Origin of the sequence: Kitasatospora sp. NPDC056800, assembly GCF_042789775.1 — a bacterium.
Taxonomy (GTDB): domain Bacteria; phylum Actinomycetota; class Actinomycetes; order Streptomycetales; family Streptomycetaceae; genus Kitasatospora.
Map to the genome: position 1 here is coordinate 46104 of NZ_JBHUAL010000015.1, position 14729 is coordinate 60832.

Annotated in this window: 11 protein-coding genes; 7 read left to right on the forward strand and 4 right to left on the reverse strand. The window is 72.3% G+C overall.

Annotated features, from left to right (window positions below; all coding sequences use genetic code 11):
- Nucleotides 1–262 precede the first annotated feature (262 nt).
- From ACFRQN_RS05575 to ACFRQN_RS05590, 4 genes are all read left to right on the forward strand, one after another.
- Complete coding sequence (locus tag ACFRQN_RS05575) at nucleotides 263–1711, forward strand: histidine kinase (protein ID WP_380738473.1); 1449 nt, start codon at nucleotides 263–265, stop codon at nucleotides 1709–1711.
- A complete protein-coding gene (locus ACFRQN_RS05580) occupies nucleotides 1663–2310 on the forward strand; it encodes a response regulator transcription factor (RefSeq protein WP_049655241.1) in 648 nt (215 codons plus the stop codon). The genes ACFRQN_RS05575 and ACFRQN_RS05580 overlap by 49 nt, the downstream gene beginning before the upstream one ends.
- 370 nt (nucleotides 2311–2680) lie before the next feature.
- On the forward strand, nucleotides 2681–3745 hold the full coding sequence (locus tag ACFRQN_RS05585; protein WP_380738475.1) for an isopenicillin N synthase family dioxygenase: 1065 nt from the start codon (nucleotides 2681–2683) through the stop codon (nucleotides 3743–3745).
- 252 nt (nucleotides 3746–3997) lie between these two features.
- The gene (locus tag ACFRQN_RS05590; protein ID WP_074002251.1) at nucleotides 3998–4777 is read left to right on the forward strand and encodes a MerR family transcriptional regulator; all 780 of its coding nucleotides are present in this window, start codon (nucleotides 3998–4000) and stop codon (nucleotides 4775–4777) included.
- 70 nt (nucleotides 4778–4847) lie between these two features.
- Here the strand turns inward: ACFRQN_RS05590 and ACFRQN_RS05595 are convergent, their stop codons facing one another.
- The 4 genes from ACFRQN_RS05595 to ACFRQN_RS05610 form a co-directional block, all read right to left on the reverse strand.
- The gene (locus tag ACFRQN_RS05595; RefSeq protein WP_380738477.1) at nucleotides 4848–7049 is read right to left on the reverse strand and encodes a 3-hydroxyacyl-CoA dehydrogenase NAD-binding domain-containing protein; all 2202 of its coding nucleotides are present in this window, start codon (nucleotides 7047–7049) and stop codon (nucleotides 4848–4850) included.
- Between the two features lie 85 nt (nucleotides 7050–7134).
- Nucleotides 7135–8349: an acetyl-CoA C-acetyltransferase gene (locus ACFRQN_RS05600; RefSeq protein ID WP_074002249.1), complete on the reverse strand. Its 1215-nt coding sequence runs from the start codon at nucleotides 8347–8349 to the stop codon at nucleotides 7135–7137.
- Between the two features lie 82 nt (nucleotides 8350–8431).
- Nucleotides 8432–9574, reverse strand: a complete 1143-nt coding sequence (locus ACFRQN_RS05605) for an acyl-CoA dehydrogenase family protein (protein WP_380738479.1) — start codon at nucleotides 9572–9574, stop codon at nucleotides 8432–8434.
- Nucleotides 9575–9576: 2 nt separating this feature from the next.
- Nucleotides 9577–10779: a CaiB/BaiF CoA transferase family protein gene (locus ACFRQN_RS05610; protein WP_380738481.1), complete on the reverse strand. Its 1203-nt coding sequence runs from the start codon at nucleotides 10777–10779 to the stop codon at nucleotides 9577–9579.
- Between the two features lie 259 nt (nucleotides 10780–11038).
- On the opposite strand from ACFRQN_RS05610, the gene ACFRQN_RS05615 reads away from it, so the two are divergent.
- From ACFRQN_RS05615 to ACFRQN_RS05625, 3 genes are read left to right on the forward strand one after another with little or no spacing between them, the layout of a single operon-like run.
- Nucleotides 11039–11506, forward strand: coding sequence for a hypothetical protein (locus ACFRQN_RS05615; protein ID WP_380738483.1), 468 nt, complete (start codon nucleotides 11039–11041; stop codon nucleotides 11504–11506).
- A 21-nt stretch (nucleotides 11507–11527) separates the two neighbouring features.
- Nucleotides 11528–13657, forward strand: coding sequence for a hypothetical protein (locus ACFRQN_RS05620; RefSeq protein WP_380738485.1), 2130 nt, complete (start codon nucleotides 11528–11530; stop codon nucleotides 13655–13657).
- Nucleotides 13647–14720, forward strand: a complete 1074-nt coding sequence (locus tag ACFRQN_RS05625) for a hypothetical protein (RefSeq protein ID WP_380738487.1) — start codon at nucleotides 13647–13649, stop codon at nucleotides 14718–14720. The genes ACFRQN_RS05620 and ACFRQN_RS05625 overlap by 11 nt, the downstream gene beginning before the upstream one ends.
- Nucleotides 14721–14729: the final 9 nt, after the last annotated feature.

Sequence of the window (14729 nt, forward strand, 5' to 3'; positions counted from 1 at the left end):
GGCCGGCTGACGGAACATCACGCTACGAATCGGCGGCGGGGTGCCGACAGCCGTCTGGACGGCCTCTGCGGGGTGTATCCAGATACACCCCGAACTGGGTGTTCAGGCCTAGAGCACCAGGGGCCCCGGCCGGGCAGACTGACCCAGCGAAAGATCGGAACCGGGGTCCGCGGGGCCCCGGAACGACAGCTTCGGAACCGCGGCTTCGGGCCGCGGCGCCGCGGCCTCCGGGCGGGGCCGCGCAAGGGAGAGGGGGCGCGTCATGGACGCGGGAGTGCTGAACGGACTGGCCCTGCGGGTCGGCCGGGCGTGTGCGGACGGGGTGCGCGCCTGGTACGCGGTGACGCTGGCCGTGACGGGGTTCCTCGCGCTGCTGGCGGGGCCGGTCCTGCTGGCCACCGCGCTGTTCGGTCCGGACGAGCCCGGGGACTTCACCCCGGGCGGGCCGCTGATCCTGGCGGTGCCGATGGCACCGGTCGCCCTGTGGGCGCTCTGCTGGGCCACCGGGGGCGGCGGCCGGGCGGTCGGCGCCGCGCTGTTCGCTCCGGGGACGATAGCGCTGATGGCGGCCCACCTCTACGGCGGTGCGGCGCCGGGCGGCCGGTCCGGTTCGGTCTGGCTGGCGCCCGCACTGCTGGTGCTCGGGCTGTTCGGCGCCCGCTGGATCGCGACGGAGAGCAGGCGCACCGTCGGGAAGTGGAGCGGGCGGCCGATACCGGTGCCGTACCGCCGGCCGGTCCGCGCCGGGGCCTGGCCGCGGCTGCGGGCCGGCGGCTGGCTCACCGACCCGGCGACCTGGCGGGACTTCGCCTGGACGCTGCTCACCGGCGCCACCGTGCTGCTCACCGCCGCGATCGTCGTGCTGACCCCGGTCGCCCTGGAGGTCTTCGGCCGGAACGGACCGTTCTTCGCCCTGGGCGTCGTCTACTCGATGGGCCTGACCATCGCCCCGTTGGCCGTCCTGTGGGCCGCCCCGCCGGCCCTGCGGATCCACGAGAAGGCCGCCCGGGCCCTGCTCGGGCCCTCCCGCCGAGCCGAGCTGGCCCGCCAGGTCAGCCATCTCGCACGGACCAGGGCGGACACCATCGACGCCGGCGCGGCCGAGCTGCGCCGGATCGAGCGGGACCTGCACGACGGGGCGCAGGCCCGACTGGTCGCACTGGGCATGCTGCTGACCGTGGCCGAGCAGCTGAAGGACGACCCGGACGCCCTCGGGCCGCTGCTGGCCGAGGCCCGGCTGTCCTCGGTGAAGGCGCTGGGCGAGCTGCGGGACCTGGTCCGCGGGATCCACCCCCCGGTGCTCGCCGACCGCGGCCTGGCCGACGCGGTGCGGGCGACGGCACTGGACCTGCCGCTGCCGGTCGGCTTCACTGGCGGCCTGCCCGGCCGGGCGCCCGCCCCGGTGGAGTCGGCCGCCTACTTCGCGGTGACGGAGCTGCTGGCCAACGTGGTGAAGCACGCCGGGGCCTCGCGGGTGTGGATCGAGATAGGGCACAGTGACGGGCTGCTGCGGATATCGGTCACCGACGACGGGCGCGGCGGCGCCGAGCCGTCCCGGGGGACCGGCCTCAGCGGAACCGAACGCCGACTGGCCGCCTTCGACGGGGTGCTCGCGATCAGCAGCCCGCCCGGTGGGCCGACCATCGTGAACCTGGAGATCCCGTGCGCGTTGTCATCGCCGAAGACCTCTTCCTCCTCCGGGACGGACTGACCCGGCTGCTGGAGGCCAACGGCATGAAGGTCACCGCGGCGGTGGAGGACGGCGAGCAGCTGCTCGCCGCGGTGGCCGCGGACCGGCCCGACATCGCCGTGGTGGACGTCCGGCTGCCGCCGAGCTTCACCGACGAAGGGCTGCGGGCGGCGCTGGCGGCCCGTCAGGCCCACCCGGGCCTGCCCGTCCTGGTGCTGTCGCAGTTCGTGGAGCAGCTGTACGCCCGCGAGCTGCTGGCCGGCAGCACCGGCGGGATCGGCTACCTGCTCAAGGACCGGGTGATGGACGGCACCCAGTTCATCGACGCCGTACGGCGGGTCGCCCAGGGCGGCACCGCGATGGATCCGGAGGTGATCACCCGGCTGCTCACCCACAACTCCTCGGCCGGCCCGGTCTCCACGCTCTCCCCGCGCGAGCGGCAGGTGCTCGGACTGATGGCGGAGGGCCGGTCCAATGCGGCGATCGCCCAGCAGCTGGTGATCACCGAGCGGGCCGTCGCCAAGCACACCGCGTCGATCTTCGTCCGGCTCGACCTCCAGCCCTCCGATGACGACAACCGCCGGGTCCTGGCCGTCCTGGCCTACCTCAACAACTCCTGAACGACTCCCGAACGACTCCCGAAAGGAGCCGCCACCGCCCACACTCCGGCGCCACCGTCCCACAACTTGATAGATCACCGACAAATGGCGAGTGGCCCTCCGCTGCAGGGGGCTCGCCTGCCGCAGAACGGGTCAATTAGGCTGGTGGGGTGCTCATCCTTGTTCGCCGCCGCCACGTGGACCTGCTCCGCGTGACGACCATGTCCTGTCGACGCTCCGGCTGAACCTCGCGCCACCCACCCTCAACGGCGACCCCTGCCCGGCCGCCACCACCTCCCGGCCCCGGAGCACCCGCCGCACCAGGCACAGCTCCGGCCGCCCCCGGTCGACCACCGGGACCAGCCGGGACGAGACCCAGCGGATGTCACACATGACGCAGCAGTACACGCCCATATCCGAGACCGGCACCGGCACCGGCTCCCCCTCGGCGGAAGCCCCCTCGGCGGACGCCCTCCCGGTGATCGACCTCTCGCTCGCCGACGGCAGCCCGGACGACCGCCGCCGCCTGCACGACGAGCTCCGCGCCGCGGCCACCGGCGTCGGGTTCTTCCAGCTGGTCGGCCACGGCGTCACCCCGGAGGAGACGGCCGCACTCGCGCAGGCCATGCGCGCCTTCTTCGCGCTCCCCGAGGCCGACCGGCTCGCCGTGAGCAACCTCAACTCCCCCCACTACCGGGGCTACACCCGCACCGGCGACGAGCGCACCGGCGGCAGCCAGGACTGGCGCGACCAGCTGGACATCGGCGCCGAGCTGCCCCCGCACGTCCCCGGCAGCGGCGAGCCCCCGTACTGGTGGCTGGAGGGGCCCAACCAGTGGCCCGAGGCCCTCCCCGAACTGCGCACCGCCGCGCTCGGCTGGATCGACCACCTCGGCGCGGTCGCCCGCCGCCTGCTGCACGAACTCCTCGCCGCGATCGGCGCCCGCCCCGACTTCTACGACGAGGCCTTCGCGGGCCACCCCCACCTGCGCCTCAAGCTGGTCCGCTACCCCGGCACCGCCCCGGACGGCGCCGGCCAGGGCGTCGGCGCCCACAAGGACTACGGCTTCATCACCCTGCTGCTGCAGGACACCGTCGGCGGCCTCCAGGTCGAGCGCGCGGACGGCACCTTCCTCGAGGTCCCGCCGCTCGACGGCGCCTTCGTCGTCAACCTCGGCGAGCTGCTGGAGGTGGCCACGGACGGTTACCTCAAGGCCACCAACCACCGCGTGGTGAGCCCGGTCGGCGCCCGCGAGCGCTTCTCGGTGCCGTTCTTCTACAACCCCCGCCTCGACGCCCACATCGAGCCGCTGGACTTCCCGCTCGCCCACCACGCCCCCGGCGCCACCGCCGACCCGGCCAACCCGCTCTTCGCCGACTTCGGCCTCAACGAGTGGAAGGGCTACACCAGGGCCCACCCCGAGGTCACCCGCCGCCACCACGCCGCCCTCGCCTGACCCCCGGTACCGCCGCAACCCCGACGCCCCTGCCCGACGCCCCTGCCCGAAGCCGGTCCCCCGGCGGACGGCAGGGGCGTCGGCGTCAGCGCCCCCACGCGTCCGCACGCGCCCGCACGCGGCCGCACTCCCGCACACCCCCGCCGCTCGCCTGCCGCCCGCCGCCCGCCGCCCGCATCGGTGGACCGGCCCGCCCACCACTGTCACACTGCTGCTGTCACAGCAGAAGTGTGCCAGCGCGGGAGGCGGCGGATGGGGGAGCACGGCGGGGTGGGCGGCGGAGTGCGGCTGACGGTGGACGAGCTGGCGGCGCGGGCCGGGGTGACGGTGCGGACGGTGCGGTTCTACGGGACGAAGGGGCTGCTGCCGCCGCCGGAGCTGGGGCCGCGGCGGGTGGGTCTGTACGGGGCGGCGCACCTGGACCGGCTGGAGCTGATCGAGGAGTTGCAGCGGCAGGGCCTGACGCTGGCCGCGATCGAGCGGTACCTGGCGCGGTTGCCGGAGGACAGTACGCCGCTGGACCTGGCGATCCACCGTGCGCTGGTGGCGTCGTGGACGCCGGAGACCCCGGAGGAGGTCACCCGGGCGCAGCTGGAGCGGCGAGCCGGGCGGGGTCTGACGGAGGGGCAGGTCGAGCGGCTCGCCGCGATGGGGGCGCTGGAGCGGACGCGGGATCCGGAGGTGTTCCGGGTGGATCCCGGGCTGCTGCCGCTGGGCGTGCGGATCCTGGACGTGCCGATCCCGCTGGAGACGCTGCTGGCCGCCCGGGCGGTGGTGCTGGAGCACAGCCGGGCGACGGCACGGGAGTTGCAGCGGCTGTTCCGCGAGACGGTGTGGAAGCCGTACCGGGAGAGCGAGCCCGCGCCCGCCGAGCTGGCCCGGATGCGGGCGCTGACGGACCACATCCAGCCGATGGTGGCGCAGGCGCTGGTCACGGCATTCCAGCGCTCGCTGCGGGAGGAACTGGGCGAGGAGCTGAGCCGGGAGTCGGACCAGGAATCGGGCCTGGAGTCGGGCCTGGAACCCGGGTGAGGCCGTACGGGCCACAGCCTCACCCAGGTCCGAGCAGGTCAGCAGATAGGTAGGCTGGTAGGCCGCCCGATCAGTCCGTGAAGGTCCGCCCCTCGGCCGCGACCCGCTCCAGCAGCGCCGGCGGCGCGAACCGCTCGCCGTACGCGGCGGCGAGTTCGCGGGCGCGGGCCGCGAAGCCGGCCGGGCCGCCCTCGTACCCGTTGATGTACTGGAACACGCCGCCCGTCCAGGCCGGGAAGCCGATGCCGAGGATCGAGCCGATGTTGGCGTCGGCGACCGAGGTCAGCACGCCCTCCTCCAGGCAGCGCACCGAGTCGAGCGCCTCGCTGAACAGCATCCGCTCCTTGAGGTCCTCGAACGGGACGTCCCCCGGGGCGTCCCCCGGAGCACCGGCCGGAGCACCGGAGAAGTGCTCCAGCAGCCCCGGCCAGAGCCGCCCGCGCCTGCCGTCCTCGCCGTACTCGTAGAAGCCCGCGCCGCCGCTGCGCCCCGGGCGGCCGAACTCGTCGACCATCCGGTCGACCACCGCGTCGGCCGGGTGCGGCGTCCAGCTGCCGCCGACGGCCTCCACCGAGCGCCGGTACTCGTCGCGGATCTTGCGCGGCAGGGTGAGGGTCAGCTCGTCCATCAGGGAGAGCACCTTGGCGGGGTAGCCGGCCTGGGCGGCGGCCTGCTCGATGCTGGACGGGTGGATGCCCTCGCCGACCATGGCGACGCCCTCGTTGAGGAACTGGCCGATCACCCGCGAGGTGAAGAAGCCGCGGGAGTCGTTCACCACGATCGGGGTGCGGTCGATCTGCCGGACCAGGTCGAAGGCGCGGGCCAGCGCCTCGTCGCCGGTGCGCGGGCCGCGGATGATCTCGACCAGGCGCATCTTGTCGACCGGCGAGAAGAAGTGCAGCCCGATGAAGTCGCCCTGGCGCTCGACGCCTTCGGCGAGCAGGCCGATCGGCAGGGTGGACGTGTTGGAGCAGAGCAGCGTGTCGGGGCCGACCACGCCCTCGATCTCCTGGAACACCTTGTGCTTGAGCTCGGTGTTCTCGAAGACCGCCTCGATCACCACGTCGCAGCCGGCCAGGTCGGCGGCCTCGGCGGTGGGGGTGATCCGGGCCAGCAGCTCGTCGCGGTCGGCCTCGGTGGAGCGCCCGCGCGCGACGGCCTTGTTCAACAGCCCCTCGGAGTAGGCCTTTCCGCGCTCGGCGGCCTCGATACCGACGTCCTTGAGCACGACCTCGATGCCGGCCTTGGCGCAGGCGTAGGCGATGCCCGCGCCCATCATCCCGGCGCCGAGCACCGCGACCTTGCGGACCGGCCGCTTCTCGACGCCCTTCGGGCGCCCGGCGCCGGAGTTGACCGCCTGCATGTCGAAGAAGAGCGCCTGGATCATGTTCTTGCTGGTCTGCCCGCAGGCCAGCTCGGTGAAGTAGCGGGCCTCGATCGTCATCGCGGTGTCGACGTCCACCTGGGCGCTCTCCACCGCGGCGGCCAGGACGTTGCGCGGGGCCGGGTAGGGCGCGCCGTTGAGCTGCTTGCGCAGGTTGGCCGGGAAGGCGGGCAGGTTGGCGGCGAAGGCCGGGGTGGCCGGGGTGCCGCCGGGGATCTTGTAGCCCTTGACGTCCCAGGGCTGGACGGCGGTCGGGTTGGCCTCGATCCAGGCCTTCGCGCGGGCGGTCAACTCCTCCGGGGTGTCGACCAGTTCGTGCACCAGTCCGTGCTCCAGCGCCTGCGCCGGGCGGTACTGGCGGCCCTGGAGGAGGAACTTCAGCAGGGCGTCGGTGATGCCGAACAGCCGGACCGTACGGACCACTCCGCCGCCGCCCGGCAGCAGGCCGAGGGTGACCTCGGGCAGGCCGATCCGGCTGGCCGGGGTGTCGAGCGCGATCCGGTGGTGGCAGGCGAGGGCGAGCTCCAGGCCGCCGCCGAGCGCACTGCCGTTGACGGCGGCGACGACCGGCTTGCCGAGGGTCTCCAGGGTGCGCAGCGCGCGCTTGATCCGCATCGACTTCTCGAAGACGGCCTCGGCGTCCTCGGGTCGGGCGGCGGAGAGCATCCGCAGGTCTCCCCCGGCGAAGAAGGTCTTCTTGCCGGAGGCGATCACCACGCCGCGCAGCGCGTCCGCGGCGGCCAGGGCGGCGAGCCGCCCGACGACGGTCTCGAAGTCGGCGGTGAAGGCCTCGTTCATGGTGTTGACGGACTGGGTGGGGTCGTCGAGGACGAGGGTGACCACGCCGTCCTGGTCCTGCTCCCAGCGGATGGTGGTGGTGTCGCTCATCAAGTTCTCCAGGTCTACCGGTCTGCAGAGGGAGGTACCACGCGCGGCGCGTCCCACGAAGGGAGGCGGCGGGCGACGCGTGGGCTCAGATGCGCTCGACGATGGTGGCGATGCCCATGCCGCCGCCCACGCAGAGGGTGATCAGGCCGTACCGCAGGTCGCGCCGCTCCAGTTCGTCGACCACGGTGCCGAGCAGCATCGCGCCGGTGGCGCCGAGCGGGTGGCCGAGCGCGATCGCGCCGCCGTTGACGTTCACCTGGTCGTGGCGGAAGCCGAGTTCGCGGATGAAGCGGAGGGCGACCGCGGCGAAGGCCTCGTTGATCTCGACCAGGTCGATGTCGGCGGCGGTGAGCCCGGCCTTGGCGAGCGCCTTGCGGGTGGCCGGGGCGGGGCCGGTGAGCATGATGGTCGGCTCGGAGCCGGAGACGGCGGCGGAGACGATCCGGGCGCGCGGGCGCAGCCCGTACCGCTCGCCGACCTCGCGGTTGCCGATGGCCACCAGCGCGGCGCCATCCACGATGCCGGAGGAGTTGCCCGCGTGGTGGACGTGGTCGATGGCCTCGACCCAGTGGTACTTCTGGAGGGCGACGGCGTCGAAGCCGCCGGCCTCGCCGATGCCGGCGAAGGAGGGCTTGAGGCCTGCCAGGGTCTCGACGGTGGTGCCGGGGCGGATGAACTCGTCGCGCTCCAGCACGACCAGGCCGTTGCGGTCGCGCACCGGGACGACCGAGCGGTCGAACAGGCCGTCCGCCTGGGCCTTGGCGGCGCGGGCCTGGGACTCGGCGGCGAAGGCGTCCACGTCGGTGCGGGAGAAGCCCTCGATGGTGGCGATGAGGTCGGCGCCGATGCCCTGCGGGGCGAAGTCGGTCTCGTACGCGGTCATCGGGTCGGCGAACCAGGCGCCGCCGTCGGAGGCCATCTTCACCCGGGACATCGACTCCACGCCGCCGGCCAGGACCAGGTCCTCCCAGCCGGAACGGACCTTGGCGGCGGCCAGGTTGACGGCTTCCAGGCCGGAGGCGCAGAAGCGGTTCTCCTGGACGCCGGCGACGGTGTCGGGCAGGCCGGCCGCGATGGCCGCGATCCGGGCGATGTCGGAGCCCTGGTCGCCGACCGGGCTGACCACGCCGAGCACGATGTCGTCGATCGCGGCCGGGTCCAACCCGGGGTAGCGGCCGCGCAGTTCGTGGATCAGGCCGACGACCAGATCGATCGGCTTGGTGCCGTGCAGCGAGCCGGTGGCCTTGCCCCGGCCGCGCGGGGTGCGGATCGCGTCGTAGACGTACGCTTCGGTGGTCACGGTGGGAACGCCTTTCAGCGGGTTTTCGGGGCGGGGGGGTGTTCGGAGCGGGGGCTCTGGGGGCTCGGAAGGACGGAGGCGCTCAGCCGAGGATGGAGCGGCCGACGATCTCCTTCATGATCTCGGTGGTACCGCCGTAGATGGTCTGGATGCGGCCGTCGGTGAACGCCCGGGCGACCGGGAACTCGCTCATGTAGCCGTAGCCGCCGTGCAGTTGGAGGCAGCGGTCGGCGGTGCGCTTCTGCAGTTCGGTGGCCCACCACTTGGCCATCGAGGCGTCCGCCGGGGTGAGCGCCCAGCGGTTGTGCTCGGTGATGCAGCGGTCCACGAAGGCGCGGGTGACGGCGCACTCGGTGGCCAGTTCGGCGATCTCGAAGCGAACGTGCTGGAGCCTGGCGAGCGGGCGGCCGAAGGCCTCGCGCTGCTTGACGTAGTCGGTGGTGATCTCGACCAGGTACTCGGCGCCGGCGATCGCCGCGGCGGCGATGGTGAGCCGCTCCTGGGCGAGGTTCTGCATCAGGTGGACGAAGCCGCCGTTGAGCTCGCCGATCAGGTTCTCCTTCGGCACCCGGACGTCCTCGAAGAACAACTCGGCGGTGTCCTGGGCCTTCTGGCCGATCTTGTCGAGGTTGCGGCCGCGCTCGAAACCGGGCGTGCCGCGCTCGACGGCCAGCAGGCTCAGCCCGTGCGCGCCGCCCTCGGGGGTGGTGCGGGCGACCACGACCACCAGGTCGGCGAGGATGCCGTTGGAGATGAAGGTCTTGGCGCCGTTGAGCAGGAAGTGGTCCCCCTGGTCGACCGCCTGGGTGCGGATGCCCTGGAGGTCGGAGCCGGTGCCGGGCTCGGTCATCGCGATCGCGGTGATCAGCTCGCCCGAGCAGAAGCCGGGCAGCCAGCGGCGCTTCTGCTCCTCGGTGGCGAGCGAGGTGAGGTACGGGCCGATGATGTCGTTGTGCAGGCCGATCGCCAGTCCGGACGCGCCGGCCCGGGCGAACTCCTCGGCCAGTACGGCGGCGTAGCGGAAGTCGGGGGTGCCGCCACCGCCGTACTCCTCGGGGACGGCCAGGCCGAGCAGGCCCTGGCGGCCGGCCGCGAGCCAGGCGGAGCGGTCGACGATGCCGGCCTTCTCCCAGCGGTCGTAGTGCGGCAGCACCTCCTTGGCCAGGAAGGCCCGCACGGTGGCCCGGAAGTCGTCGTGCTGCTCGGTGAAGATCTCGCGCTGCAACGCTACTCTCCTTGCTCTGCCGTGGAGTTGGGGAAGGTGCCGCCGGTCCCTGGGGCCGGTACGTCAGGGTCGAGGACGGGGACACCCCAGTCGCGGGCCACCTCGGCGGTGTCCGCGCCCGGCCGGGCCGGCGGGCGGCGCAGGGCGCCCGGGGTGGCGGAGAAGCGCGGGGCGGGGGCCGGCTGGGTGACGCCGTCCGCCTCGACGTACGTCCCGCGCGCCGACAGATGGGCGTCCGCCGATGCCTGACGCATCGTCAGAACCGGTTCCACGCAGGCGTCGGAGCCCGCGAAGACGGCCTCCCACTCGGCCCTGGTCCGGGTGGCGAAGCGGGCGGCGATCAGGGCGCGCAGTTCGGGCCAGCGGGCCGGGTCGTACTGGCCGGGCGCGTCCGGGCCCAGCTCCAGCAGCCGGGCGAACTCCGCGTAGAAGCGCGGCTCCAGCGCGCCGACGGCCAGGTGGCCGCCGTCGGCCGCCCGGTACACCGCGTAGAACGGCGCGCCGCCGTCCAGCAGGTTGACGCCCCGGCGGTCCTGCCAGTGGCCGGCCGCGAGCAGGCCCCACAGCATGGAGCCGAGGTGCGCCGCGCCGTCCACGATCGCGGCGTCGACCACCTGCCCGGCGCCGGTGGCGCGGGCGTGGTGCAGTCCGGCGAGCAGGCCGACGACCAGGTAGAGCGAGCCGCCCGCGTAGTCGCCCAGCAGGTTGGCCGGGATGCCGGGGGCCTCCTCGGCCCCGCCCGGCGCCGCCACCATCCCGAGCACCCCGGCGACCGCCGCGTACCCGAGGTCGTGCCCGGCCGTCGCCGCCCGGGGGCCGTGCTGCCCCCAGCCGGTCATCCGCCCGTACACCAGCGCCGGGTTGCGCGCCAGGCACGCCTCGGGGCCGACCCCGAGCCGCTCCGCGACGCCCGGCCGGTAGCCCTCGATCAGCAGGTCCGCCCGCTCGACCAGGTCCAGCACCCGCCCGGGGCCCTCCGGGGACTTCAGGTCGATCAGCACCGAACGCTTGTTGCGGTTGCTGAGGTCGTACGCCGGGTCCGTACCGAGCGGCGACGGCTCCGGCCGGTCCACCCGCACCACGTCCGCCCCGAGGTCCCCCAGCAGCATCGCCGCGAACGGCCCCGGCCCGATCCCGGCGAGCTCCACCACCCGCACACCCGCCAACGGCCCCCCGGCCTCCGGCGCCCTGCTCGCGTCACCCACTGGCTGCTGAACCCTTCCCGACGGGTTTGACAGTAAAGCTGTCACACTCGGGATGATAGGCAAGCGACCCGCCGGTAACAAGACCTCCACCCCCGCGCCGAGCCGCCAATTCCCCCTCGACCCAGGCCCGGTGAACCCGGCCACTCCCCGCGCCCACGGAATCACGGAGGGTGGGTCGGTGCACTGACGGAGGCTCCCTGTACGGTCGTCATGCCGCAGGGGAGCGGCCGCTTTGCCGATTGGGGAGGATTCCACGCGCATGGGTAACCCGAACTTCGTCACCGGACCGGTCGCACCGGCCAAGGACCCGATACCGGGCCCGGCGTCCACGTACGCGGCGAAGTCGCCGTACTCCAATCCGGCCCCGCCCAACGGTGTCAACCCCGTGCTGATCCCGCCCGCCCTCGGCACCACCCAGCTGGACACCCCGCACGAACTCAACGCCTCGGCCGGAATAGCGCGGCAGATCGCCACCGACCTCGACAGCGCCAACGGCAAGGCCGGCCCCGGCGCGCACAGCCTCACCGAGTACGCGAGCACCGCGTCGACCAAGATCCGGGGCTTCTCCTTCGGCGGTGCCCTCACCGGCAGCACCGAACGGTGGCTGCAGCAGTGCAAGACCCTGCACGACAAGCTCGGCAGCACCGCCGCGAACCTCGACAAGACCCAACGGTTCTACGGCGACAACGAGGCCAGGACCGCCGCCGACCTCGGCGCGACCCGCTAGCCAGGAGAGGGGAAAGCACAGATGGTGTCCTTCAAGGAACTGCACGAGGCCGACTTCTCCGGGGTCAGCGACGCCGCGGAGGCCTGGGCCGGCGTGGCCAAGGCCCTCACCGCTCTGGACGGCCGGGTCACCAAGGACCTCACCAGCACCGCCCAGCGGGCCGGCTGGAAGGGCGATGCCGCCGACGCGGCGACGACGGCCGTGCAGGGCATGGACGGCGACTTCAAGCAGGCCTCTGCCGTCGCCACCGCCCTCGCCGCGATCATGAAGACCGCCGCCGAGGACTTCACCGCCGCCCGGCGCGACCTCGACACGGCCATCCATGACGCGCAAACCGAGAACATGACCGTCTCCGCAGACGGCCAGGTCAACTGGACCCTGCCGAAGGAGGCTCGGAACGACACCGATGGCGAGAAGCTGGCCCAAGGACTGAGGGCCAAAGCGGAGGCCATCGCGGCCCGGTTGACGAAGGCCGTCGAGAAGGCCGCCGCCGCAGACCAACGGGCAAGCGTCGCACTCCAGGGCGACATCGGTACCAGCACCACGTCCTTCAACCCCACCCCCTACGGTGGCGGCCCGGTCGCCGACGCCAACCGGGCCAAGGACCTCATGGCCAAGGCCGGCAGCCTCTCCGACGACCAGCTCAAGCAGCTGCAGGCCCTCATGGCCGCCAACGCGGAGAACAAGGACTTCTCCACCACCCTGCTCAACGGCCTCAACTACGGCGGAAAGACCGGCCCCGACGCCCTGCTGGAGTACAGCAGGGTCTATGACGGCCTCGCCCACGGCAACCACAACGCCGCGGGCTACCAGGACGTCTACAAGAACCTGTCCGTCGCGCTGGCCAGCGCCACCCGCGACGGCGGAATGGGCAAGGCCTGGGAGGTCGGGCTGCTGGCCGCCGCCCGCCGCACCGGGGGGTCCGCGGCGGGATACAACGACAACTACCCGGCGCTGACGGCGCTGCTCAACGCCAAGGGCAGCTTCGACAAGGGTTTCCTGACCAAGGTAGGCACCGACCTGGTCGACTACGAGCGCGGCAGCAAGCTCAAGGGCGCGGACTTGTGGGGCCCGGACTGGAGCAACGCCACTGGCCACCAGGGCGATCCGATGCGGGACCTCATGCAGGCCATGAGCCGCAACCCCGAGGCCTCGAAGGACTTCCTCGACCCCGCAGCCAACAAGAACCTCGACTACCTGCTCAAAGCCCGCCAGTGGCCCAACCAGGGCTACGAGCACAACCAGTTGGACCCGGTCGCACGCAACAACTCCCGCGGCGCGTTCGGCGACGCCTTGGAGGCCGCAACCACCGGTCGTGATCCGAACGGCAACCAGCCGCCCGTCCGCCCGCACGACGCGGCGATGGCGCGCATCATGTCCGACACGATCACCCACTTCGGGGGCGACTCCGCCGGGCATGTGACCGAGCTCCCGGTCGGACTGCGCCGACCGTTCGGCAACATGATCGCCGACTACGCGGCCGACACGTACGAGATCATCGGCAAGGAGGTCAACGGGCACTCCGAGACCAGCGGATTGGTCATCGACCGAGATCGTCTCATCCGGGTCATCCGAGGAGTGTCCGATGACCCTGAGGCGTTCAGGGCGATCCACTACGCCGAGAGCCAGGAAATGGCCCGGCGGCTCGACGCCTACCCCGCTGACACCTTCAGGATGGATCAAACCGGGCACCCCAACCCCGGTATCGAGGGCTATGTGCGAGAGGCCGGCCAGGTCCTGGGGGCGCTCAGTGGCACGCAGTCGGACGTCATGACCCGTCACCATGACGACGTGGTGTTCCAGAACAACTGGCAAGCGAAGATGAACTACCACCTCATCGGCACGCCCCTGACTCCCGTACCGGTTGTGGGTGACTTCGTCCAGCGCATGGTCGATGTCGGTACGTCGGAATGGGCGAACGGGCTCAACAGCAAGCAGGACCAGGAGACACAGGCAGACCTGTCCAAGATGTTCAATTCCGGAGAGAACCAGCTGAAGCAGATGATCGTCGCAAAGGCCGAAGAGGCCGGTCTCACCAACGCGGAGATCGCTTCGACTGCCGGTGTGCCCCAGAAGCTCCTGCACGATGTGTCCGATAGCTACGGGACAGGCGTCAACCAGACGTACCGCAATGCGCTGGGTGGACGCTGAGATGAAGAAGACTCAGCACGCCGCCGATCAGCCCGGCGACGAGAACACCGTCAGCGAGCGCCTGGACGCGGCGCTCGACCGGCGGGGGTTCACGACCCGGCCGCTGCGGGTACGGGCGGCGGTCGCCGTGGTGGCGGTGACGGCGGTCGTGGCCGGGGCCGGGGTGTTCCTCGCGGACAACCTGACCAATGCCTTCGGACCGGACAGCGTGTGCGACGGTACCGTGAGCGCGGATTTGCTGAACGACGTACTCGGGCCGGGCAAGGTCAGCGATCAGGCGTTCGGCGACGGGCACTTGCGCAGCGGATCCGCCTTCTGCATGGCGAAGGTGAGTTCCGGGGTCTTCGGCAACGAACGGTCAGTCACCGTGGAGCTGCGCAAGAACAGCGACCTCTCCGTCGTCGCGAACGACTCGGAGGCCCGGCTATTCGCCGCTTCGGCCAACGGTGGAGCGTCCGGCGCGGCCTTCGACCACCGGGCCTGGGCACTGCTTCCCGAGGCGTGCGGCAGTGGGCAGCGGGTCACCGTCAGAGCGGACCGCGGTGAACGGCCCGGGGCCGAGAAGCTCGCCGCACTCGCCGCGTCGACGGCCGACCGCATCGCGTCACAACAGGGGTGCGGCACGTCGCCCACGCCCGCGCCGCACCAACTCTCCGATGCCGGAAAGGACCGCGACCTCGACCGCAGCACCGTCTGCGGTCTGCCCGGGCTCACCATGCCCACCACCCCCGGCGGCCCGGCCTTCCGGGAGACCGTGACCACCGCGACCGACCCGCTGTGGGCCTGTCTCATCCACTCGGACGCGAACCCGAGGTCCTCGATCACCTTCACTGTCGGCACCGAGCCCCGCCTCCTGACCGCGACAACCCCGAAGGACGAACCGGGGATCGGCCGAGCTCGCTGGGTGAAGCCCGACGAGATGACGACGACTTGCCAGGGCCGGCCGACCTACTTCCGGATGGAAGTCAACGGCTTCCGGGACCTCGTACCGGACAGCGATTCCGCCTGGAAGCAGTTCCTCACCGCCGGTGCCAAGGCGATCGGCTGCGAGCCGATCCTCTGACCTCTCTGC